This window comes from Flavobacterium crassostreae, from assembly GCF_001831475.1.
In the GTDB taxonomy this organism is placed as follows: domain Bacteria; phylum Bacteroidota; class Bacteroidia; order Flavobacteriales; family Flavobacteriaceae; genus Flavobacterium; species Flavobacterium crassostreae.
In genome coordinates, this window is the sequence record NZ_CP017688.1 from 330,613 (window position 1) to 354,342 (window position 23,730).

Consider the following 23,730-nt stretch of genomic DNA (forward strand, 5'->3'; position numbering starts at 1 on the left):
TTACTAGGTATTTCTAACTTTAACATGATAAATCACATTAGGCTTTGTTCCAACATGCTCCAACAAATGATACATTCTATCATCGGCTGCTAATTTTGTTACTTGGCTTTCTGTATCGTTAACATCTCCAAAAACCATTGCTCCAGTAGAACAAGCATTTGAACATGCAGTTTGAAATTCTCCATCAACAATAGACCTGCCTTCTCTTTTTGCTTTTAAAATGGTAGCTTGTGTCATCTGAATACACATAGAACATTTTTCCATTACACCTCGAGAACGAACGTTTACATCTGGATTTAATACCATACGTCCTAAATCATCATTCATGTGGTAGTCAAATTCACTGTTTTTGTTATACAAGAACCAGTTAAAACGACGCACTTTATAAGGACAGTTGTTTGCACAATAACGCGTACCTACACATCTATTGTAAGCCATGTGATTTTGACCTTGACGGCTGTGTGAAGTTGCAGCTACTGGACAAACAGTCTCACAAGGAGCATGATTACAATGCTGACACATTACCGGTTGGAAAGAAACTTGAGGATTATCTCCTGCTTTTTCCATTTCGTTAAAAGTAGACAAAGAGCTAGACAATCCAGCGATGTTTTCTTTTCTTTCGTTATCTCCTTCAAAAGTACTTTCAGAAGAATAGTATCTATCAATACGCAACCAGTGCATATCACGACTTCTTCTTACTTCGGATTTACCAACTACAGGAACATTATTTTCGGCATGACAAGCGATAACACAAGCACCACAACCTGTACAGGCATTTAGGTCAATCGATAAATTAAAGTGATGACCTATAGAACGATCAAACGAATCCCATAAATCAACCGTAGTAGCCTCTACTTCTTCGTGGTTCAAAGACACCATTGGAACTTCATTCCAAACCTTAGCGTCTTGAGTATTGAATATCTCTAAAGTAGTCTCTTTAATGATATCCCCTCTACCCATTAAGGTTTTTTGACCTTGAACACAAGCAAATTCATGTTCTCCAGAAGCTTTTTCTAAAGTAACTGCTTGCAATTCATTAAAATCTTTATATAAAGCGTAAGCATTAACACCTACCATCATTTCTTCTTTAAGAGCTGCCTTACGACCGTACCCTAATGCTAAACCAACGGTCCCTACAGCTTGTCCTGGCTGAACAATTACAGGAACATTCTCTAGCGTAACTCCATTAGCAGAAGTCAAAGTAACATAGCTTCCGTTAAGACCACCATTAGCTACAATCTCATTAGACAATCCCATTTCTTTTGCATCTGCATTAGAAACAGTAACATAATTATCCCACGAAGTCCTTGTAATTGGATCTGGAAATTCTTGCAACCAAGGATTGTTTGCTTGTTGCCCGTCTCCTAATCCAGTTTTGGTGTACAATACCAATTCTAACCCCTTAGCAGATTTAGATTTAGATAATGTTGCAGCAGCAGTAGCGTAATCTACATTCGCAGCTGATAACCCCTGTGATCCAGACACTAAAACACCATCATGAAGCACTTTATTCCAAGTTGTTCCTGAGATAACACCAGCAGAATTTGCTTTGATATACCCGTAGAAATCACTTGTATTACCATTTAAAGACAATAATACGTCTTGAAATTGCTTAGTATCAAACAAAGGTCTTATTGTAGGCTGCGTCAAACTATACGTGCCTTTAGTAAGACTTAAATCACCCCAAGACTCTAAATAATGCGGTACAGCTGCAGCTACAGTACTCAACAAAGCTGTTTCGTCTTCTTTTATAGAAAAAGCTACAGAAGTAGTAACTTTTTTAAGACCCGCAACAAAAGATGCTGAATCAGCCAGTGTATACACTGGATTAACACCGCTCATGATTAAAGTATGTACGCTACCAGCTTGCATATCTTTAATTAATTGTGCCACTTTTTCATTAGATCCTTTTCTAATCTGTCTCGTACCAGAAGTACTAAAAGCAGTACTAGCCAAGGCTTGATTGATAGCTAAAACTAATAATTGTGCGTTTTTATCTTGAATACCCGAAACTAAAACTCCATTTGCCCCAGCAGCTTTCAATTGTTGGCCAGCTTTGGTAACTTCGTTTTTAAATTTAGCATCTAAACTAACTGGAACCGCAGAACCAGTAACTAAATTGTATAAATGTACTAAGGCTTGTTTTTGATTTGCAACAGACATAGCTAAACGCTTATCCGCAGCAGCTCCAGACAAAGTCATATTAGCTTCAATCTGAAAGTGTCTAGACATTTTTCCGTTTTTAGGAATCCTACCTTTTGCATATCCAGAGTCAAAGCCTCCTCCTTGCCAATCTCCAAGAAAATCCGCTCCTACAGAAACAATCAGAGATGCTTTTGAAAAATCATAATCCACTAAAGCTCTCTCTCCATAAACTGCTTCAAAAGCATCTAAAGCTTCTGAAGAAGAAACTGCATCATACACTACATGCTTAGCAGTAGGATTCAAGGCAATAAATTCAGAAATCAACTTTTCAGTAGAAGGACTAGCCAAAGTATTGGTTAATAAAACTACTTGAGCATTTTTTGATTTAGCATCCGCTAAACTGGATTTAATTTTTGCATCCACTACAGACCATGTTGCTGGTTTCCCTTGCATCTTTGGCTCTTTCAAACGCATATTATCATATAAAGACAATATAGACGCATGAACTCTAGCATTAGCAGCAAATTTTGCTCCTGAAATAGTATTATTATCTATTTTAATAGGACGCCCTTCACGTGTTTTAACAAGAAGATTTGCAAAATCAAAACCATCAAATACCGAAGTTGCATAATAATCCGCAACTCCAGGAATGATTTGTTCTGGTTGTAATACATAAGGTATCGACTTGTTAACAGGTCCTTCGCACGCAGCAAGAGTAGCTGCCGCAGTACTAAACCCTACGTACTTTAAAAAATCGCGACGTGATGTTGAAGAGGATGACAAGGCACTCTCATTTCCTAAAAATTCATCCGTAGGAATAGCTTCAACAAATTCGTTATTTTTAAGCGTCTCAACAATAGAACCATTTTCAAGTTCTTCAACACTTTTCCAGTATTTTTTGTTTGATGACATTGTATATAAATATTAAAATCTTAATTATTTTTATTTGCTCTATTGTTCTTTAATTATTCCGATGTACGGATCAATCAAGTTTAGTAATGGCACTTACCACATTCTAAACCTCCCATTTGCGCTGCAGTCAATTTATCTACACCGTATTTTTTAGAAAGCTCTTCGTGAATTTTGGTGTAATATGCATTTCCCTCCATCTTAACATCCGTTTTTCTATGACAATCAATACACCAACCCATTGTTAAAGGAGCAAACTGCTTTTGTATCTCATAGGTTTCAACTGGACCATGACAAGTCTGACATTCAATTCCCGCTACAGTTACGTGTTGTGAGTGATTAAAATATACAAAATCTGGCAAGTTATGTATACGCACCCATTTTACTGGCTGTGTTTTTCCTGTATACGATTGCGTTGTTTTATCCCAACCAACTGCGGTATATAATTTTTGTATTTGCTCATCATAAAAAGCTTTGCTGTATTCTGGAGTAGCAGTGGTTTCAGCAACCTCCGAAATGTTTTTATGACAGTTCATACACACATTCAATGAAGGAATACCCGCATTTTTACTAACCCTAGCAGCAGAGTGACAATATTTACAGTTAATTTCATTATCCCCAGCATGTATCTTGTGCGAGTAATGTATTGGCTGTATTGGCTCATAATTTTGATCCACACCCACTTGCATTAAAAACCCATAAACAAAATAAGCACTAGCCAACAACAACAGTATAGAAGTCACTAAAACTAAAAACTGGTTTTTAGCAAATGCCTTCCATATTGGAGTACTAGCAGCCTTATCGGCCACAACAATACCATTAGCCTTTGCAACCTTAGTCAATACTTTATTTACCAAAAACAACATCACTACCAACATCATCATTACCAAAGCCAAAGCTCCTAATATAATAGTATTAGAAATCCCACCTTGATCCGTAGCACCTGCAACAACAGCACCAGGCAATGGCGCAGGAGCCTGCGCTTTCTCCTCAGAGGTATACGCTATGATATTGTCTATATCATCGGTAGATAATTGAGGAAAACCAGTCATTACTGCCTTGTTGTTTTCTTCAAAAAGCTTCACAGCCACTGGATCCCCAGATTTAATCATTTCAGAACTGTTGTGTATCCACTTATAAAGCCAAGCCATCTCATGTTTACTAGCAATACCCCTAAGAGCAGGCCCAGTTGATTTAGCATCCAACTTATGACAAGCAGCACAGTTTGAATTAAAAAGTTCCTTCCCTTTAACAGGATCAGCACTTTGCGTAGCTACAGGAGCTTCAGTTGCCTCTGCTGAAACAGCATCTTGCGCAAATGAAGTTAAGGAAAACGTTAGCATTACAGTAAAGCTGAACAATAGTTTCCTTGAGATCGAATTATGGTTACCCACCTTTTTCATAAAATATAATGATTATCTAATAAAAATTGACACAGTTTTCTTTATAAAAAATTATAAATAAACCATTCCTTTATTTTAAACTGCTACAAAAATACGACTTAAGAACTATTCTCAAAACCTTAAAATAGTCTTAAATTCAATTTATATTAATTCTAAATAATATTTATCTTTTAGATTCTCTCATTATGTACTATTTTTGCTTAAAAACCATCCTGTTATGAAAAACATACCCATTAAAACCACCTTATTTGTATCCTTTCTATTTTGCGTAAGCCATACCACCTTACAAGCTCAGGACCAAAATACTAGCATTCGTCAAGACGCAAAATTCACACAATTATTAAACGAAAAAAGAAAGATAAACCCAACAATAGCAGCAAACGAGCGATACAAAATCCAAGTATTTAGTGGCGACAGCGAAAAAGCAAAAAAAGCACTCTATGAATGCAAACAGCAATTTAGCGAGCTAGATGGCACCATCGTATTCAACACCCCAAATTATAAAGTCTGGATAGGAAACTTTAGAACCAGAATAGAAACCGAAAGAAACATGTTAGAAATAAAAAAGAAATACCCCAATGCCTTTTTGATCAAACCTCAAAAATAAATTCAAACACCAAACCACCAAGCCACTTCCACAAGGACAGTGGCTTTTTTTGGCTGTGTCCTCCACAAAAGTTCCGGTCGGGCTATCCGTTATATCATTTAGAATGCTCCAAAAAAAGCATTCTAAAAGGATGCCACTACTATCCCTCACAGAAACAACCAAACCCACAGAACACCTCTAGACAACAAAACACGATCCTTTTCAAAAAAAAAATAAAATAAAAAAGGCATCATCAAAAAAACATCCGATACCGAAAATAAAAAGCAAAAGCGCTAAAAGACCTTCTAAAACTAGCCTCAAAGACTACATAGTCAAAAATACATTCAACAAACAAAACGATTTAAAACACAAAAAATCCCGACGAATCGGGATTTTAATAAGCTATAAGAATTAAATTTTATTTTAATTTCTTTTTAATAGCTACCTCATGGTAGGCTTCTATAACATCTCTTTCTTCAATATCATTGTACCCTTTAATCTGGATACCACAGTCATATCCTTTAGCTACTTCCTTAACATCGTCTTTAAAACGTTTCAAGGCCACTAACTCTCCAGAATGAACCACAACACCTTCTCTAATCACTCTAATTTTGGCATTTCTGGCAATCTTACCATCCATTACCATACAACCAGCAATAGAACCTACTTTAGAAATTTTAAATATCTCTCTAATTTCTGCAGTACCTAAAACTTCTTCTTTCATCTCCGGAGCTAACATTCCTTCCATGGCGTCTTTCAGGTCATCAATTGCTGCATAGATAATAGAGTAGTAACGGATATCGATTTCTTCTTTGTCTGCTAATTGTCTTGCATTTCCTGCAGGACGAACATTAAATCCGATAATGATAGCATCCGAAGCAGAGGCCAACATTACATCTGTTTCTGTAATTGCTCCAACTCCTTTATGTATAATGTTAATTTGAATTTCTTCGGTAGATAATTTAGAGAACGAATCAGACAACGCCTCTACAGAACCATCCACATCTCCTTTAAGGATTACATTCAACTCTTTAAATTGACCAAGAGCAATACGGCGTCCAATCTCGTCAAGTGTAATGTGACGCTGCGTACGTACCGATTGTTCACGCATCAATTGCGAACGTTTTGCAGCAATTTGTTTGGCTTCTTTTTCGTCTTCAAAAATATTAAATTTATCTCCTGCTGTAGCAGCACCGTCCAAACCTAAAACCGATACTGGCGTAGATGGTCCCGCTTCTAAAACAGAATTCCCTCGCTCATCATGCATGGCTTTAATTTTTCCGTGATGCTTACCCGCTAGCATGTAATCACCAATTTTAAGCGTACCGTGTTGTACCAAAATAGTAGACACATATCCTTTCCCTTTGTCCAAGAAAGCCTCTACTACAGTTCCCTGTGCTGCTTTGTTTGGATTAGCTTTTAGATCCAAGACCTCTGCTTCCAAAAGTACTTTTTCTAATAAATCTTTTACTCCGGTTCCAATTTTAGCAGAAATATCATGCGATTGGAATTTTCCACCCCAGTCCTCAACAAGTAAATTCATACTTGCTAATTTTTCTTTGATTTTTTCTGGATTTGCATTTGGCTTATCTACTTTATTGATTGCAAATATAATTGGCACACCAGCTGCTTGCGCATGGCTAATGGCCTCTTTGGTTTGTGGCATGATATCATCATCTGCCGCAATCACAATAATTGCAATATCTGTAACTTGAGCTCCACGCGCACGCATTGCCGTAAAGGCTTCGTGACCTGGCGTATCCAAAAAGGCAATTTTTTGCCCATTATCTAGCGTTACGCCGTAGGCTCCAATATGCTGTGTAATTCCTCCAGACTCTCCAGCAATAACGTTTTCTTTACGGATATAATCCAATAAAGAGGTTTTACCGTGATCTACGTGACCCATTACAGTAACAATTGGCGCTCGGAATACTAAATCTTCTTCTTTGTCTTCAACAACCGCAATTGCTTCTTCAATATCTACGGTGATGAATTCTACTTCATAACCAAATTCATCCGCAACAATAGTTAGTGTTTCTGCATCTAGACGCTGGTTCATGGTTACCATGATTCCAAGAGACATACACGTTCCAATAACTTTTGTAATTGGCACATCCATCATAATGGCTATTTCACCAACAGTAACAAATTCAGTAACTTTTATCGTTTTACTTCCTTCATCCAATGCTTTTTGTTCCTCATCTGATTTCTGACGATGGGTATCTCTTTTGTCTCTTCTGTATTTAGCTGCTTTAGATTTTCCACCTTTTTTACCTTGTAGTTTTTCTAAAGTTTCGCGTATTTGATTTTTAACCTCTTCTTCGGTAGGTTCCACTTTGGCAACAATAGCAGGCCTGTTTCCTTTTACAAATCCAGGTCTAGAGCTTCTGTTGGCATTATATCCACCACCTCCAGTATTTGGCGTAATTTTATTTGGATTAGGAGTACCAGGGGGTCTAGGAGTACCGGGCTTTGGAGCTATTCTTTTACGCTTATTTTTGTTGGCGTTATTTGCCCCAACAGCACCTGGCTTATTAGGCGTAATCTTTGGTTCTTCCTTTTTCTTTTTAGGCTTATTGAATTGCGATAAGTCAATAGTTTGCCCAGTGAGTTTAGTCCCTGATAATTTTTGGTATTGCGTAGCTATAGCTTCTTCAGCGGGCTCCGTAGATTCTGCTACTTTAGGAGCTTCATCAACTTTAAGAGTTTGTGCCGCAACTGGAGCAACTGGCTTAACAGCCTCTTTTGCTACTGTTTGCTTTGGAGCTACAACTTTTTGCTCTTTATTTACTTCTTTAACTTCCACAACAGGTTTTACTTCTTTTGTATCTGAAACAGGCTTTTCCTGCACCGACTCTTTTGGAGCTGGTTTTTCAGCGGAAACTACAGCTTCTGGAGCTTCAGTAACTTTTTCAGCTTTTGCTTTGACTGGTGTTGGTTTTTTGGGATTGAGATCTATTTTACCAACCTGTACAGGGCCAGTTACAACGGCTCTAGCCTTAATAACTTCTTGCTGTTGTTTTAGGTTTTCTTCGTCTTGCTTGCGTTTCTCCTCTATTTCTTTCTCTCGCTCCACACGCAAAGCTTCTTTTTCTTTCCTTTTCTCTTCTCCTACTTCTTTTGAAGCTTCTTTTTTCCCTCTGTCACCTGCAAATTGACCGCACAGAACATTGTATACATCATCAGAAATTTTTGTGTTTGGATTAGCTTCAATAGCAATCCCTTTATCTTTTAGATAATCCACAGCTCTTTCCAAAGAAATATTCAATTCCCTTAAAACTTTGTTTATTCTAATAATTCTCTCTTCAGACATAAAACCTTTTTATTATTACCTTTTTCGTTGTGTTGTTAGAAGCATCGATTAACTATCAAATTCTTCCTTCAATATTCTCATTACATCTAGAATTGTTTCCTCTTCTAGGTCTGTTCTTCTTACTAAATCTTCTACCTCTTGCTTTAGGATACTTTTTGCTGTATCTAAACCAATTTTTGCAAATTCAGCAATAACCCATTCTTCTATTTCGTCCGAAAACTCTGTCAACTCAACATCGTCTTCATCTGCGGTTGCACCTGCAACATCGCCTTCGCGTATTACGTCCAATTCATAACCAGTCAAAAGACCTGCTAATCTAATGTTATGTCCACCTCTACCAATTGCTTTGGAAACCTCTTCTAACTTCAAGAAAACATCTGCTCTTTTGGTTTCTTCGTTAATTTTAATCGAAGACACTTTTGCAGGGCTTAAAGCTCGAGTGATAAACAATTGAATGTTACTAGTAAAATTAATAACGTCTATATTTTCATTTCCTAATTCACGGACAATACCATGAATACGGGATCCTTTCATACCTACACAAGCACCTACAGGATCTATTCTGTCATCATAAGTCTCTACGGCTACTTTTGCTTTTTCGCCTGGTATTCTTACCACGTTTTTGACCATAATTAAACCATCAAAAACTTCTGGAATTTCTTGCTCAAATAATTTTTCCAAAAACTTCTCCGAAGTTCTAGACATAATAATTTGAGGTTTATTGCCTTTTAATTCTACACTCTCTATGATTCCACGTACATTGTCTCCCTTGCGGAAAAAATCCGAAGGAATTTGTTTTTCTTTTGGCAAAACAATCTCATTTCCTTCATCATCCACCAAAATTACAACTCTTGGACGTACATGATGCACTTCTGCGGTATAAATTTCGCCAATTAAATCTTTAAAATGTTTATAAAGGTTGGTATTATCATGTTCATGTATTTTAGAAATAAGATTTTGACGTAATGCCAAAATTGCTCTTCTTCCTAAATCAATTAATTTTACTTCTTCAGAAACCTCTTCGCCAATTTCAAAATCCGCTTCAATTTTTCTTGCTTCTGTTAGAGTAATTTCTTCGTTTTCAAAATCTAAATCTTCGTCCGCAACAATTACTCTTCTTCTCCAAATTTCCATATCTCCTTTATCCGGATTTATAATAATATCGAAATTGTCGTCTGAACCGTATTTTTTCTTTAATGCATTTCTAAATACATCCTCTAAAATTGCCATAAGCGTTACACGATCAATGAGTTTATCATCTTTAAACTCTGAGAATGAATCGATTAATGCTAAATTTTCCATGCGAATTCTTTAATTAAAATGTTACTGTAACAATTGCTTCTTTAATATCTGCGTAAGGAACTTCAAGTCGCTTTTGAACGGTTTCTTTTCCTTTACCAATTTTTTTTGGTTCTCTAGCTTTCCATGACAAAATTACAAAATCATCATTAGCTTCTACTAATTCTGCCTCTATATTTTCTGTAGCCGTTTTCAAAATCAGCGTTCTACCTACGTTTTTCTTGTATTGTCTGACCAATTTTAAAGGCGAACCTACCCCTACTGAAGCCACTTCGAGAGAGAAATCTTGCTCTTCTCTATCTAAATTATTCTCAACAAAACGACTCAAATCAATACAATCTTGCAATGCAACACCGTGATCCCCATCAATTGCTACAATAACCTTAAAGGCTTCTGTAATAGTACAGTCAATCAGGAAAAGCGATGGCTTATCCGAAAGACCTTCTGTCAACAATTTACTTACTTTTTCTTTAAATGTCATATTTTTATAAAAAGAGGGGACAATTAGTCCCCTCATTATCTAGATTTTAATAAATAACGGTGCAAATATAGTGTTTTTTTTATAAACCAAATTGATTGATTGCTGTTAAAATATTTCATATCTTTATAGAAACATTAAAAAAAAGATATTTCTTATAATTTAACCCCCTATTTATGAAACAAATTTTAGTCCCTACCGATTTTTCGGACCATGCAGAAGCTGCCTTAAAAATTGCTGCCCAAATTGCCTCTAAAAACAATTCTGAAATACTATTGCTACACATGTTGGAACTTCCAAACCAGATGAGTGATGCAATATCTGCCTCAGCGAGTATCCCTGAAGTCATGCTTTTTATTCAAAAAGCCAAAGACAAACTTAGAGAAACACAGGAAAAGGAATACCTAAAAAATATCAAAGTATCTCATTATCTGCAGTTTGAAAAAGCCCACGAAGGAATACTTAGTTTTAGTCAAGAATACAATATTGACCTAATTGTAATGGGTTCTCACGGAGTTACCGGTATTGACGAAGTCCTGATTGGTTCTAATACAGAGAAAATTGTTCGCTCTTCAAATACCCCAGTTTTGGTAATTAAAAAAGAAACCAAAGCAATTGAAGGCACCAACTTTATATTTGCTTCTGATTTTTCTAAAGAGAACGAAAAGCCATTTTTAAAAATGATCGAATTTGCAAAAATATTTGATGCACATATTCATTTGGTATTGATTTGCTCTCCAAATAGTTTTAAAACTACCGCTGCGGCAAATAAAATAATGGCTAATTTTATAAGCAATATGGGCTTAAAAAACTACAGCACGCATATTTATAACGATACCAATATTGAAAAAGGAATCCTAAATTTTGCAGAAAGCGTAAAAGCAGATCTTATTGGTCTTTGCACGCATGGAAGAACCGGAATGTCTCACTTTTTTAGCGGAAGCATCGGTGAAGACATAGCTAACCACGCACATAGACCTGTAATTACTTTCAAAATTTAAATATAAAATATTTTTATTTTAGTTCAAAAAAGCCCCTTTTAGTCCAAGACTCTAAAGTGGCTTTTTTGTTTTTAGACATAGCACGGATCAGAGAGACTGCTCTTAGGATTTATTTTTTGATATAAAAAAAACACCCAATACTACATATAAAAATGTAAAATTGGGTGTATAAATTACAACTTATGCATAAGTTGTGAACGCAGAGAGGAAGGGATTCGAACCCTCGATATGTTGCCATATACACGCTTTCCAAGCGTGCGCCTTCAGCCACTCGGCCACCTCTCTAATTGGGATTGCAAATAACACTAAAAAAAATGAATTACGAAAGAAAAAACGAAATTATAATGCAATTTCTCCACGCAAAGAAGTTTCAAAAATAGATTTAAAGTTTTTGGAGCAAGTATTTTGCCCCAATAAGTACATTAATTTGGTTATTGCCGCTTCGGTGGTGATGTCTTTGCCAGAAATTACTCCTATTTCTTTCAGTACTGTACTGGTTTCATATTGCCCCATATTCACACTACCACCAGAACATTGGGTTACATTTACGATATGGAGTCCGTCCAAAATGGCTTTTTTTATAAGTTCTAAAAACCAATCTTGAGTGGGAGCGTTGCCAGAACCATAGGTTTCCAAGATTACTCCTTTTAAATTAGGGATCGCCAAAATAGCCGATAAAACGGCCTGACTCATCCCCGGAAACATTTTTATGATAACCACATTGGTATCCATCGTTTTATAAACTTGGAAGGATTGGTTGGTTTTGGGCTGAAAAAAAAGTTCGGAATTGCATTTTAAATGCACCCCTGAAGCCACCAACTCTGGATAATTTGGTGAGGTAAATGCCTTAAAATGTTCGGCATTAATTTTGGTGGTACGATTGCCACGATAGAGTTTGTACTCAAAATACAAACAAACTTCGGTTATTATTGGCTTGCCATTTTCGGACAAAGAGGCAATTTGTATGGCTGTTATAAGGTTTTCTTTGGCATCTGTCCGCAAATCCCCTATTGGCAATTGGGAGCCCGTGAATATTACGGGTTTACTTAAATTTTCGAGCATAAAACTCAATGCAGATGCAGAATACGACATGGTGTCGGAGCCATGTAAAACAACAAAACCGTCAAAAGAGAGGTAGTTTTGCTCGATAACAGTTGCAATATTACGCCACTGTTCGGGATCCATATTGGAAGAGTCTATTGGCTCATCAAAAGAATGGGTTTCTATTACACAGTCTAGTTGTTTTAACTCCGGTATTTTTTGTAATAACTTATTAAAATTAAATGTTTTGAGAGCACCGGTTTCAAAATCTTTGCTCATTCCGATGGTTCCACCGGTATATAGTAATAAAATTCTAGCTTTTGGATGCATCTTGAAGTTTCAATTTATTGAAAACGGGATTAGCATACATATGGAGTATGCCTTGTAATGCTACTGGATTTTCGGCATCAATACGCATTTCTAATCTGCGTTCAAAAAGCGATTTCTCATTCTCTGTGTACAAATGCGCATACGTATTGGTATGGTTTAAAATATCGTAAGCAATATAATTTGTTGGCCACAAGGTATATCCTAGCAATACCGAACGATCAATCTCTAGCGCCAAGGCCTGAACTTGCTTGTTTGTATTATCTAGTTTCTCTTTGATAACGTCAATTTCTTTATCCAAAACATCTCCAACATGGATATGGATTCGTTTTTTTTGTCCCAAAATACCACTTAATAGGGTATTAAAGTCTTCGTTTTTGTCTTTTATATACACTTCGTTTTTGGATTCGGCCATCAATTGCGGAATTTTCAAAACATCTGTAGGATCGTATTCGTACGAAATAGATACTGGAACTATCTTTATTTTTTTGAAATAATCCATCAAATTGGAAGTATCCGAACCCATTGCTAGCATTTTCAACACCCCAGGATTGGTAGCGTCATTCCCGTCTTTGGTTCTTCCTTCGCGTTGGGCTATCCAAACAGAACGGTTTTCGTGCTGTATTAAATGTCCAATGTATTCGGAAAGCAATTTGGAACTGGATAGCATTTCTCTAGGAGTCAATCCTCTTTGTACCAAGAAATTACGATTCATTTTGGCCAAGGTGTTCAAAAAATCTTTTTGAACCAAATTATCTCCTATTGCAGAGGCAGTCATCACTAATCCTTTTTCAAACAAACATACATTTAGTAATGTGGTGTCCAAAACAATATCTCTATGATTGGATACAAATAAATAGGCTTGGTTTTTTTCTAATTTTTCAAAACCAGAAGTAGTTAAGCCTTCGGAGCTTTTTTCTAAAACCTTTTGAATGGTGTAATAAATGAAATTGCACTGAAAATCCCGTATAGAATGGGTTTTTGTAAGCTGCTCTTTCCAGAGGGCATCGGCAGTGTCCGGAAACGCAAAATTCATCATCGCCTTCATCATGGGATGATTAATTACATTTAAAATGGCCTGATTAATCTCAGAATCATAAAACGGCCTAATAGCGTCAAACTTTTGCATTTTGGTTATTTTAGGTGGCAAATGAACAAAAAAAATATCAATTTATACGGAATTACGCTCTTAAATACCAAAAATTACTTTAGAATTTTCTGTGGTTTTGCGTGCTATTTCCTCTTCTGAGAGGTTGTAAATTGTAGCCAGTTTTTTTACAATAGGAGATAAATAACTGCTTTCGTTCCTTTTACCTCTGTAAGGTAGCGGTGCTAAATAGGGCGAATCCGTTTCTAAAACCAACTGCTCTAGTGGTATTTGATTTAAAAATTGGTCTATTTTGCCGTTTTTAAAAGTAACTACGCCGCCTATTCCTAATTTCATGTTGTACGAAATTGCCTGAAGTGCTTGCGCATGATTTCCGGTAAAGCAATGAAAAATTCCAAATAAATCTGCTCCTTTTTCTTCTTCAAGAATTTCAAAAACGGCATCAAAAGCCTCTCTACAATGAATAACAATAGGCAATTTATACTGTTTTGCTAATTTTATTTGGGCTCTAAAAACGGCTTGTTGTTCTTTTAAATACGTACTGTCCCAGTACAAATCGATACCTATTTCGCCTACGGCATAAAATTTTCTTTTGGCTAATTGTTCTTTAACATGTTGCAATTCTTGCAGGTAATTTTCTTTTACATACGTAGGATGCAATCCCATCATCAAAAAAACATTTTGCGGATAGCTAGCCTCAAGAGCATACATAGCTTTGGTTGACGTGGAGTCTATAGCAGGAACGAAGAACCGTGTGACTCCAGAATCTAGAGCTCTCTGCATGGTCTCTGCTCTATCGGAGTCAAATTCTGAGGCGTATAAATGGGTATGGGTATCTGTAAGTATCATGTTGCTGTTTGTTTAAAAACGCAAAGTTAGCCTTTTGAATTGTTTTTTGATGGTTCTGAATTTATATTGCATTTGAAAATTAGTATCAAATTAGGAAAAACCTACCAGATTTTCTTAAAAAAGAGCGTTATAAAAAAGTAAAGTTTACCGTTACTAAAACACAATATCTTTTAATTAATGGCACAAAGGACTTGTTTTATTCTAGACACTGGTGCTTCTGATTGCTGCATTGGTTATTTTGGATTTATCGCATAGCAAGAACGCTTTGATTGAACATAAAGCAAAACGGGTACATGGAATTATCGGGGGTAGGTAGAAACAGTAGTAAAAGCAATAAAAAAAACCGTTTAATTTCTTAAACGGTTTTTTTTATTGCTTTAGTTGTAAAGACAAAATAAAAGCATTACAATTCCAAAGCTTTTTTAGGATTGTTATCCAAAAGTAATTCCATTGGGTTCTCTAATGCTTCTTTAACAGCTACCAAGAAACCTACAGACTCCCGACCATCAATAATACGGTGGTCATAAGAAAGTGCTACATACATCATAGGATGAATTTCTACTTTTCCGTTTACTGCAATTGGACGCTCAATGATGTTGTGCATTCCTAAAATTCCAGATTGTGGAGGGTTGATAATTGGAGTAGACAACATCGATCCAAATACACCACCATTGGTGATGGTAAAGGTTCCACCGGTCATATCATCAACCGTAATTTGTCCGTCTCTTGCTCTAATTGCTAGTCTTTTGATTTCTGCTTCTACGCCACGAAAGCTTAGGTTTTCTGCGTTACGAACTACGGGTACCATTAATCCTTTTGGTCCGGATACGGCTATGGATATATCGCAAAAATCAAAGGCTATTTTATAATCGCCATCCATCATAGAATTTACATCTGGATACAATTGTAGTGCGCGGGTTACTGCTTTTGTGAAGAAAGACATGTATCCCAAACCTACTCCTGCGTGTTTGGCCTTAAACTCTTCTTTGTATTGGTTACGGATTAGGTTGATTGGGGTCATGTTTACTTCATTGAAGGTAGTTAACATGGCCGTTTCGTTTTTTGCGGCTACTAAACGCTCTGCTACCTTACGGCGCAACATAGATAGTTTTGTGCGCTCTTGTCCACGGCTTCCTCCAGTTGGGGTTCCCATAGATGGTACGGCTTGGATTGCGTCTTGCTTGGTTACTCTACCGTCTTTACCGGTTCCGGTTATGGAGGCTGGAGTAATGTTTTTTTCGTCTAATATTTTTCTTGCCGCTGGGGATGGGGTTCCAGATGCATAGGTTGCTGCTGGAGCTACTGGAGCTGCTACTGGAGCTGCTTTGGGAGCTTCGGCGGCTGGAGCTGTTGCTGCTTCGGGTGCAGAACCACTTGGTTTTGCTGCTGCGGTGTCTATATGACATACTACTGCTCCTACTGCTACTGCGTCTCCTTCTTCTGCTTTTAGGGTGATTATTCCGCTGGCTTCTGCTGGTAATTCAAGGGTTGCTTTGTCAGAGTCTACCTCAGCTATTGCTTGGTCTTTCTCTACATAATCGCCATCTTTTACTAACCAAGTTGCTATTTCAACTTCTTTGATAGATTCCCCTGGTGATGGGACTTTCATTTCTAAAATCATCTTGTATAATTTTTAAATTATGAATTTTATTGTTTGGGTTGTGGATGCACAACTACTGTTTATTTGTTTTTTTTAGCCCTGATGGTAGCGGCATCCTTTTGCTTTTTTCTTTAAAAAGCAAAAGATATAGCGGACAGCAGGAATTAGCTTCTAATTAAATAGATTTTTGTCAAAAACCATTCGGATGGCATCTGCTTGTCGGCGTTTTGCTCTTGTGGAGCTTCCGGATGCAGGTGCTGAATAGGCTTTTAAGGAGGCTAATCTCCATTTTATTAGATTGAAATTCATTAGCATGTAGCTGTAGGCTCCCATGTTTTTTGGCTCTTCTTGTGCCCAAACGTAATCGTCGGCGTTGGGATATTGGGCTATTATTGCTTTTAGTTGTTCTACTGGTAATGGAAATAGTTGTTCTATTCTAACTACTGCTACGTCTTTTCGGCCGTTGTTTTCTCTTTCGGCTGTGATGTCATAGTAAAATTTACCGGTACAGAATACGAGTGTTTTTACGTCTGCTTTGGCTACGGTGCTGTCATCTATGGTTTCTTGAAAGCTGCCGTTGGCTAGTTCTTCAATACTGGAAACGCATCTTGGGTCCCGCAACAAACTCTTTGGGGTAAACACGATTAAGGGTTTACGGAAGTTTGTTTTCATTTGTCTACGCAAGAGGTGGAAAAAGTTGGCTGGGGTGGTACAATCTGCTACAAACATGTTGTGTCTGGCGCAAAGTTGTAGGTAACGTTCCATTCTTGCGGAGGAGTGTTCTGCTCCTTGCCCTTCGTAGCCGTGTGGTAGCAATAGTACGATTCCGTTTTGGTTGTTCCACTTGTCTTCGCCACAGGAAATGTATTGGTCAATCATGATTTGTGCGCCATTGGAGAAATCTCCAAATTGTGCTTCCCAGATGGTTAGGGTATTGGGGTTTGCTAAGGCGTATCCGTAGTCAAAACCTAGCACGCCGTATTCTGATAATAGGGAGTTATAGATGTTGAATTTTCCTTTTTTGTTTTCTAGGCTATTGATTAGAAGCACTTCTTCTTCGGAGTCTTCTACTTTTACTACGGCATGACGGTGCGAGAAGGTGCCTCGTTCTACGTCTTGCCCTGATATTCTGACATCGTAGCCTTCTTGCAATAAGGAACCGTAGGCTAGGTGTTCTGCCATTCCCCAGTCTAATTTATCGGTTTCAAAAAACATGGTTTTTCGATCGTTGATTAGTTTCTGGATTTTTTTGATAAATTTTTTGTCTGCTGGTAGGTTGCAAACTGCATTGGCTACTTGTGTTAACCCTTCTTTGGAGTAAGAGGTAACTACTTTTTGTAACATTTTTTGGTCTGAGACTTGTTCAAAACCTAACCACTCATTTTTCATAAATGGGGTAATGATGGTCAAGTCTTTTTTACGTGAAGCCTCGAGGTTTTGTTCCATGTTGGATTTGTACTCTACCTCTAGTGCGTTTACATAACTTGCGTCTATTACTCCTGCGGAGAGTAGTTTTTCTGCATAAAGATCCCTTGGGTTTTTATGCTTTGCTATAATTTTGTATAAAACGGGTTGGGTAAAACGTGGCTCGTCTCCTTCGTTATGGCCGTATTTTCGGTATCCAAGTAGGTCAATAAATACGTCTCGCCCAAATTGCATTCTAAAATCTAATGCAAAATTCATGGCGTGTACTACTGCTTCGGCATCGTCTGCGTTAACATGCAATACCGGAGATAGGGTTACTTTGGCTACATCGGTACAGTAGGTTGAGGAACGGGCATCAAGGTAGTTGGTTGTAAAACCTACTTGGTTGTTGATCACAATGTGTATGGTTCCTCCGGTTTTGTAACCGTCTAGTTGTGCCATCTGGATGATTTCGTACAAAATACCTTGTCCTGCTATGGCTGCGTCTCCGTGAACGGCTATTGGCAGTACTTTTGAAAAATCTTCTGGAAAATATTTATCTTGTTTTGCTCTTGTAATTCCTTCTATAACGGCACCTACTGTTTCTAGGTGGGAAGGATTTGGGGCAAGATTGATGTTTATTTTTTTTCCGGTGCTGGTAATTTTGTCTGCGGTTAGCCCTAGGTGGTATTTTACGTCTCCATCAAAGTATTCTTGGTCATAATCTTTGCCGTCAAACTCTCCGAAGATATCTTGCGTAGATTTGCCAAAGATGTTTGCCAGGATATTTAATCTTCCTCGGTGTGCCATTCCCATTACAAATTGCTCTACCCCTTTTTCGGCGGCATTTTCTATCAGGATGTCTAAGGCAGGAATAATGGATTCTCCACCTTCTAATGAAAATCGTTTTTGTCCTACATATTTGGTATGCAAGAAATTTTCAAAAGAAACGGCCTGATTTAATTTGTTTAAAATGGTTTTCTTTTGTACTACCGAAAAATCAGGTTGGTTGTCATTGGTGCCTACTTTTTCTTGAATCCATTTTACAATTTCTGGCTTACGGATATATGTGTACTCCACACCAATATGTTGGCAGTAGATGGCATCTAAGTGTTTGATGATATCTGCTAACGAACAAGGTGCTTTGCCTATAATTTTGGCTGCGTCAAAAATGGTATTCAAATCTGTGCTGGCAAGTCCAAAATTAGCAATATCTAAGTTTGGCTCAAAGGTTCTTCTGTCTCTCACTGGGTTTGTTTTGGTAAACAAATGCCCACGAGAACGGTAGCCTTCTATTAGTTTTAGTACATTAAACTCCTTTTGAAGTTTTTGAGAAATCTCAGCGTAGTCAACAGAGCTTAAAGACTCATTGGCTGGATGCTGTACCAGATTTTCGCTGTTATACGTTTCCATTCCAAAGTCAAAACCTTGAAAAAAACTTCTCCAGCTTGGCTCTACGCTATCTGGATTCTCTAAGTACTGATCGTATAGTTGTGCAAAAAATGCGGTATGTGCTGCGTTTAAAAATGAAAACCTATCCATAATATTTAGTGAATATACTTTTTGTTAAAATAGTTTCGCAAAAGTACAATAATCAACTATATTTACATTTATTTTAAGTTACTTTTATGTGTTAAAATGTTAAAAATATAAATACTTATGAGAAATAACCCGCTTTACACCTACTTAAGACCCTTTTTACTGGTTGCTATACTATTTATTTTTAATGGCGTAGTAGCGCAAAATAAAAGCACAACACCCAAGCCTAAAAGTGTTTTTTGGCAAAAAGTACAATTTGGAGGTGGTATTGGTCTTGGTTTGGGTACTGGATATACGGATATTTCTTTAGCTCCAAGTGCCATTTACAATCGCAACCAATATGTATCTCTAGGGGTTGGCGCACAGTACAGTTATGCAAGCCAAAAAAACGTGTATAATTCTCATTTGTATGGCGGCAGTATTATTGCCTTATGCAATCCCATCGAAAAAATACAACTTTCTGCAGAATTAGAGCAATTAAGAGTAAATGTTACGGTTAGTAATCCTGAAAAAATATCGGATAATTTTTGGAATACCGGTTTGTTTTTGGGCGCAGGATACCGCACCAATAATGTTACCGTTGGCGCACGCTATAATGTATTGCACGACAGCAGCAAGAGGGTTTATAACAATGCGTTTCTACCATTTGTTAGGGTATATTTTTAAAACTAATTTAGTAGTTGTTTTTAAACCATACTTTTTGCCATTCTCTCTTTAAAACCAAATAACAAACTTGTTCGGACAAGGCTACTAGATCCGAACCATCTAGTTTTTTAACCTCTTCTTCGGCCACATCTATAATATAGAGTAGGTTTAAATATTCGGCAAACTTGTACTGTAGCAGCCTATAGATTTTTTCGTGTAATTGAATTTTTAATTCCATTGGCGAAGTACTCGCTGGAAAATCAATAGCCTCATTGGCCAAATTAAAATCCTTATTAATTTGCGCTAACAACTTAACATACAACGACTGCGAAGTTGCTTCCTGGAGCAACAAATCCGTATTTATAGGAGCTACAAACATACTTTTTATTTGAATGAAAAATTACAATCAATTGTGCTATCTAAAGCAGCGATCTCTTTTGCATTGTATTGGGTTATACTTAGACGCTTCTTTGCATTAGGTTGGTCCCAAATGTTTTCAAAATTTCTTTTTTATCGCTACCAATATTCATTTTATCTAGCGTTTCAAAAGCTTTAAAAGTATATTCTTGTATGGCCTCTTGGGTAGCTTTGGAGGCACCAGAGTTTATAAAAATCTCTTTTACTTTGTTGATTTTTTCAGAATTAGATTCGGGCATAGATGCAAACCAATCTTGCAACTCTCTCCCAACGGAGTCCGAAGAAAATTCTAGAGCCTTGAGATACAAATAGGTTTTTTTGTTTTCAATAATATCACCACCTACTTGTTTGCCAAAGGTAGCAGGATCCCCAAAGGCGTCTAAATAATCGTCTTGTAACTGAAAAGCCAACCCTAGATTAAGTCCAAATTCGTAAATCAAAACAGCATTCTGCTCTGACGCTCCGGCAACAATAGCTCCCATTTTCATGGCTGCAGCAACTAGAACGGCTGTTTTATATTCAATCATTTTGAGATAGGCCGCAATTGTAACATCCGTACGTGTCTCAAAATCCACATCCCATTGTTGGCCTTCGCAAACTTCGAGAGCTGTTTTGCTAAACAGTTGCGCTAGTTGCATAAACACTACTGGCTCATATTGCTCAAAATATTGGTAGGCTAATATTAGCATGGCATCTCCAGACAAAATACCCGTATTGAGATCCCATTTTTCATGCACTGTGATGGACCCTCGTCGTAAAGGTGCCGCATCCATAATATCGTCATGAACTAACGAAAAGTTATGAAACACCTCTACCGCCATAGCCGCCGGAAGTGCTTTGACGCAATCCGCATCAAAAACCTCTGCTGCCATTAAGGTCAAAACGGGACGCATTCTTTTGCCTCCCAGACTTAAGATATACGTTATGGGATCATAGAGATTTTTGGGCTCTCTAACAATAGACTGTTTTTTTAGATAGCTAATAAAGAGGTTTTGGTATTGATCAATAGCCTGCATAAAATTAATTTTCGGCTAATTTACAGCATTCACCTTTGATTACAAATTACTTCTCTTAACTAAATGTTAAAAAAACGTAATAATACTGGAAACTATTTTGGTGTTAAAAGTTTCCTGCTTACTTTTGCAGCAGCATAATTCATTTTAGATTTAAACAACAATGATACACACCCTACCGATAGCGCCTACAAAATGGTGGATTGACCCCATTCAATCTGACGTTTTAATCAAAGCAAGACACAGCGTAGTTGCTTACATATCAGGATCTTTGAATAAATTTTCAGGTTACATTGACGTACAAGACAACCAAGTGCAAGATGCTTCTATAGAATTTATTTTGGATATAAAAAACCAAGCTATTGCACTAGAGAATGTAGATGGCCCAATGCTTTCAAACGACTACCTAGATACCGACGGGTTCCCGTTTGTTAGCTTTAAATCGTTGTCTTTTCAAAAAATAAACCCGCATATCAATTTTTTGAAAGGGGCTCTTACTATCAACAATACCACCAAAATAGTAGAGCTTGAAGCAGAATTGCTGGACATTAAAACCTGCAACGGCAGCCAGAAAGCTTTATTTGAGATAACAGGAAAGATTAATCGGAAAGATTTTCAACTCACAACCAATTCGTACAAACAGGCTGGAGGTATTGTTTTAGGTCCAGATGTGAAGCTTATTGCAAACTTAGAATTCACGGTTTAAACCACAGATTATGAAAGAGAAAATAATAGCCAAAGCAAGTGAATTGTTTTTAAAATTTGGTTTTAAAAGCATCACAATGGATGACATAGCAACCGAAATGTGTATTTCTAAAAAAACGATCTACAAATATTTTTGTAACAAAGAACTGCTCATTGAAGAAAGTACTAATTTTATACAAAAAGAAATTCATCAAATTATTGAGACCATCACCATTCAAAATCACAATGCCATTGAAGAGAATTTTGAAATACGAAAAATGTTTAAAGAAATGTTTAAATCTGCCGAGAATTCTCCGGTATACCAATTAAAGAAACATTATCCAGAAATTTATGAAAAAGTGATTCTCAATGAAATAAACCAATGCGATTCTATCTTTAGAAAAAACATACAAGAAGGCATCAAACAAGGATTATACAGAAACACTATAAATATTGACCATTACACCAAATTTTATTACAATCTTATTTTTAGCATCAAAGGAAGCACTAGCTCTGAAAAGGAGGGACAGCAATTAGAACTAGAAATATTAGAATACCACACTAGAGCCATGGCTACAGAAAAAGGAATAATTGAACTAGAGAAACACTTACTTAATTCTAACAAATAATGAAAAAATTAATTTTAATAGCTCTCTTAACTTTGGCACTACCAGCCCGATCCCAAGAGACAAAGTCTTTGACGCTAAAAGAGGCCATAAACTATGCTTTAGAGAACAAAGCCGATGCCCAAAAAGCCAAACTCAAAGTAGAAAATAGCACTTATCAAATCCAAGAAGTGCGCTCCAGAGCCCTACCACACATTAGCGCCAACGGAACCCTAACCTACAACCCCATATTACAAACTACCGTTATTGACGGAGCCAGTTTTGGCGCACCAGGAACCAACATTCAGGCTGCCTTTGGTCAAAAATGGAATTCAACAGCCGGAATTGGACTTACACAAACTCTATTTGACCAATCGGTATTTACTGGTTTAAAAGCTGCCCGAACCACCCGAGCATTTTATCAGATAAACGCACAACTCACCGAGGAGCAAATAATAGAACGCGTAGCCAATAATTATTACGGGGTTTATGTACAAAGACAGAATCTTACCGTAATAGATATCACTTATAAAAACACCGTAAAGGTTAAAAATATCATCCAAGGACAATATGACAACGGATTGGCCAAAAAAATTGATTTGGATCGGATTTTAGTAAAAATATCCAACATAAGTACCCAACGCCAACAGGTCCTGAACGCAGTACAACTGCAAGAAAATGCGTTAAAATTTTATATGGGTATGCCAATTGCTACTCCAATTGAAATTCCGCAGACGGAATTTGAAATCACACCACAAGCATTCACTGAAAACCCCAATACCGAAACCCGAACGGAATTTCAGTTATTAAAAAAACAAGAGCAGTTATTAGAGTTCCAGAAAAAATCCGTTCTAGCTGCCTACTACCCCACTTTGGCTCTTTCTGCAGGATATAATTATATTGGTCAAGGACCAAAAATACCTTGGGGAGCCAAACCTAGTGATGGCGTCTATTGGTCCGACTTTTCTTCTATTGGTTTAAACCTAAGAGTGCCTATATTTTCTGGTTTTGACACCCGTTCCAAAGTCCGAAAAGCAGACGTAGAATTGCGCTCCATCAAAGCAGATTTGACGGATACAAAGCTGGCGCTAGACTTAGCTTTTGCCAATGCAAAAACGCAGATCAACAATAGCATTAGTACCATCAACAATCAAAAAAGCAACGTGCAACTGGCTCAAGAAGTCTTAAGCAATACCAAAAACAATTACATCCAAGGACTAACCTCTTTGACAGACATGCTGGATGCCGAAAACGCATTCACAGAGGCTCAAAACAATTATACTGCTGCATTATTAGATTATAAACTAGCCGAAATTCAATTAATTAAATCCAAAGGAGAACTTAAAACACTTTTAAACAACTAA

Annotated in this window: 18 protein-coding genes and 1 tRNA gene; 6 read left to right on the forward strand and 13 right to left on the reverse strand. The window is 37.1% G+C overall.

Going from position 1 to position 23,730, the window contains the following annotated elements; translation table 11 throughout:
* Positions 1 to 3: 3 nt before the first annotated feature.
* Both LB076_RS01485 and LB076_RS01490 read right to left on the reverse strand, forming a co-directional pair.
* Positions 4 to 3,057, reverse strand: coding sequence for a TAT-variant-translocated molybdopterin oxidoreductase (locus tag LB076_RS01485; protein ID WP_066335851.1), 3,054 nt, complete (start codon positions 3,055 to 3,057; stop codon positions 4 to 6).
* 80 nt (positions 3,058 to 3,137) lie between these two features.
* The gene (locus LB076_RS01490; protein WP_066335850.1) at positions 3,138 to 4,457 is read right to left on the reverse strand and encodes a c-type cytochrome; all 1,320 of its coding nucleotides are present in this window, start codon (positions 4,455 to 4,457) and stop codon (positions 3,138 to 3,140) included.
* Positions 4,458 to 4,674: 217 nt separating this feature from the next.
* On the opposite strand from LB076_RS01490, the gene LB076_RS01495 reads away from it, so the two are divergent.
* Positions 4,675 to 5,064 (forward strand): SPOR domain-containing protein, encoded by a 390-nt coding sequence (locus LB076_RS01495; protein WP_066335847.1) that lies wholly within the window; start codon positions 4,675 to 4,677, stop codon positions 5,062 to 5,064.
* 397 nt (positions 5,065 to 5,461) lie between these two features.
* On the opposite strand, the gene infB is transcribed toward LB076_RS01495, so the two are convergent.
* Genes infB through rimP form a run of 3 tightly spaced genes read right to left on the reverse strand, consistent with a single transcriptional unit; the run spans position 5,462 to position 10,136 of the window.
* Complete coding sequence (gene infB, locus LB076_RS01500; protein WP_066335845.1) at positions 5,462 to 8,356, reverse strand: translation initiation factor IF-2; 2,895 nt, start codon at positions 8,354 to 8,356, stop codon at positions 5,462 to 5,464.
* Positions 8,357 to 8,404: 48 nt separating this feature from the next.
* The gene (nusA, locus tag LB076_RS01505; RefSeq protein WP_066335842.1) at positions 8,405 to 9,658 is read right to left on the reverse strand and encodes a transcription termination factor NusA; all 1,254 of its coding nucleotides are present in this window, start codon (positions 9,656 to 9,658) and stop codon (positions 8,405 to 8,407) included.
* A gap of 13 nt (positions 9,659 to 9,671) precedes the next feature.
* Positions 9,672 to 10,136, reverse strand: a complete 465-nt coding sequence (gene rimP / locus LB076_RS01510) for a ribosome assembly cofactor RimP (RefSeq protein WP_176699284.1) — start codon at positions 10,134 to 10,136, stop codon at positions 9,672 to 9,674.
* Between the two features lie 173 nt (positions 10,137 to 10,309).
* Here rimP and LB076_RS01515 point away from each other — a divergent pair, with 173 nt between their 5' ends.
* Complete coding sequence (locus tag LB076_RS01515; protein WP_066335838.1) at positions 10,310 to 11,134, forward strand: universal stress protein; 825 nt, start codon at positions 10,310 to 10,312, stop codon at positions 11,132 to 11,134.
* Positions 11,135 to 11,334: 200 nt separating this feature from the next.
* On the opposite strand, the gene LB076_RS01520 is transcribed toward LB076_RS01515, so the two are convergent.
* From LB076_RS01520 to LB076_RS01545, 6 genes are all read right to left on the reverse strand, one after another.
* A tRNA-Ser gene (locus LB076_RS01520) sits at positions 11,335 to 11,419 on the reverse strand.
* Positions 11,420 to 11,473: 54 nt separating this feature from the next.
* Positions 11,474 to 12,505, reverse strand: a complete 1,032-nt coding sequence (locus tag LB076_RS01525; protein WP_066335837.1) for an asparaginase — start codon at positions 12,503 to 12,505, stop codon at positions 11,474 to 11,476.
* Entirely contained in the window at positions 12,489 to 13,631 is a 1,143-nt protein-coding gene (locus tag LB076_RS01530; protein ID WP_066335836.1) for a 1-acyl-sn-glycerol-3-phosphate acyltransferase, read from the reverse strand. Before LB076_RS01530 ends, LB076_RS01525 begins: the two co-directional genes overlap by 17 nt.
* A 60-nt stretch (positions 13,632 to 13,691) precedes the next feature.
* A complete protein-coding gene (locus LB076_RS01535) occupies positions 13,692 to 14,459 on the reverse strand; it encodes a TatD family hydrolase (RefSeq protein ID WP_066335834.1) in 768 nt (255 codons plus the stop codon).
* Positions 14,460 to 14,862: 403 nt separating this feature from the next.
* The gene (gene odhB, locus LB076_RS01540; protein ID WP_066335832.1) at positions 14,863 to 16,080 is read right to left on the reverse strand and encodes a 2-oxoglutarate dehydrogenase complex dihydrolipoyllysine-residue succinyltransferase; all 1,218 of its coding nucleotides are present in this window, start codon (positions 16,078 to 16,080) and stop codon (positions 14,863 to 14,865) included.
* 150 nt (positions 16,081 to 16,230) lie between these two features.
* Positions 16,231 to 19,005, reverse strand: a complete 2,775-nt coding sequence (locus LB076_RS01545; RefSeq protein WP_066335829.1) for a 2-oxoglutarate dehydrogenase E1 component — start codon at positions 19,003 to 19,005, stop codon at positions 16,231 to 16,233.
* A gap of 117 nt (positions 19,006 to 19,122) precedes the next feature.
* Here LB076_RS01545 and LB076_RS01550 point away from each other — a divergent pair, with 117 nt between their 5' ends.
* Positions 19,123 to 19,668, forward strand: a complete 546-nt coding sequence (locus LB076_RS01550) for a hypothetical protein (protein ID WP_066335826.1) — start codon at positions 19,123 to 19,125, stop codon at positions 19,666 to 19,668.
* A 7-nt stretch (positions 19,669 to 19,675) separates the two neighbouring features.
* Here LB076_RS01550 and LB076_RS01555 read toward each other — a convergent pair whose 3' ends face one another.
* Positions 19,676 to 20,026 (reverse strand): hypothetical protein, encoded by a 351-nt coding sequence (locus LB076_RS01555; protein ID WP_066335823.1) that lies wholly within the window; start codon positions 20,024 to 20,026, stop codon positions 19,676 to 19,678.
* 79 nt (positions 20,027 to 20,105) lie between these two features.
* A complete protein-coding gene (locus LB076_RS01560; protein ID WP_066335821.1) occupies positions 20,106 to 21,080 on the reverse strand; it encodes a polyprenyl synthetase family protein in 975 nt (324 codons plus the stop codon).
* Positions 21,081 to 21,240: 160 nt separating this feature from the next.
* Here LB076_RS01560 and LB076_RS01565 point away from each other — a divergent pair, with 160 nt between their 5' ends.
* The 3 genes from LB076_RS01565 to LB076_RS01575 are packed head-to-tail and all read left to right on the forward strand — an operon-like array spanning position 21,241 to position 23,730.
* Complete coding sequence (locus LB076_RS01565; protein ID WP_066335819.1) at positions 21,241 to 21,783, forward strand: YceI family protein; 543 nt, start codon at positions 21,241 to 21,243, stop codon at positions 21,781 to 21,783.
* A 10-nt stretch (positions 21,784 to 21,793) separates the two neighbouring features.
* Positions 21,794 to 22,390, forward strand: a complete 597-nt coding sequence (locus tag LB076_RS01570; RefSeq protein WP_066335818.1) for a TetR/AcrR family transcriptional regulator — start codon at positions 21,794 to 21,796, stop codon at positions 22,388 to 22,390.
* Positions 22,390 to 23,730: a TolC family protein gene (locus tag LB076_RS01575; protein WP_066335817.1), complete on the forward strand. Its 1,341-nt coding sequence runs from the start codon at positions 22,390 to 22,392 to the stop codon at positions 23,728 to 23,730. Before LB076_RS01570 ends, LB076_RS01575 begins: the two co-directional genes overlap by 1 nt.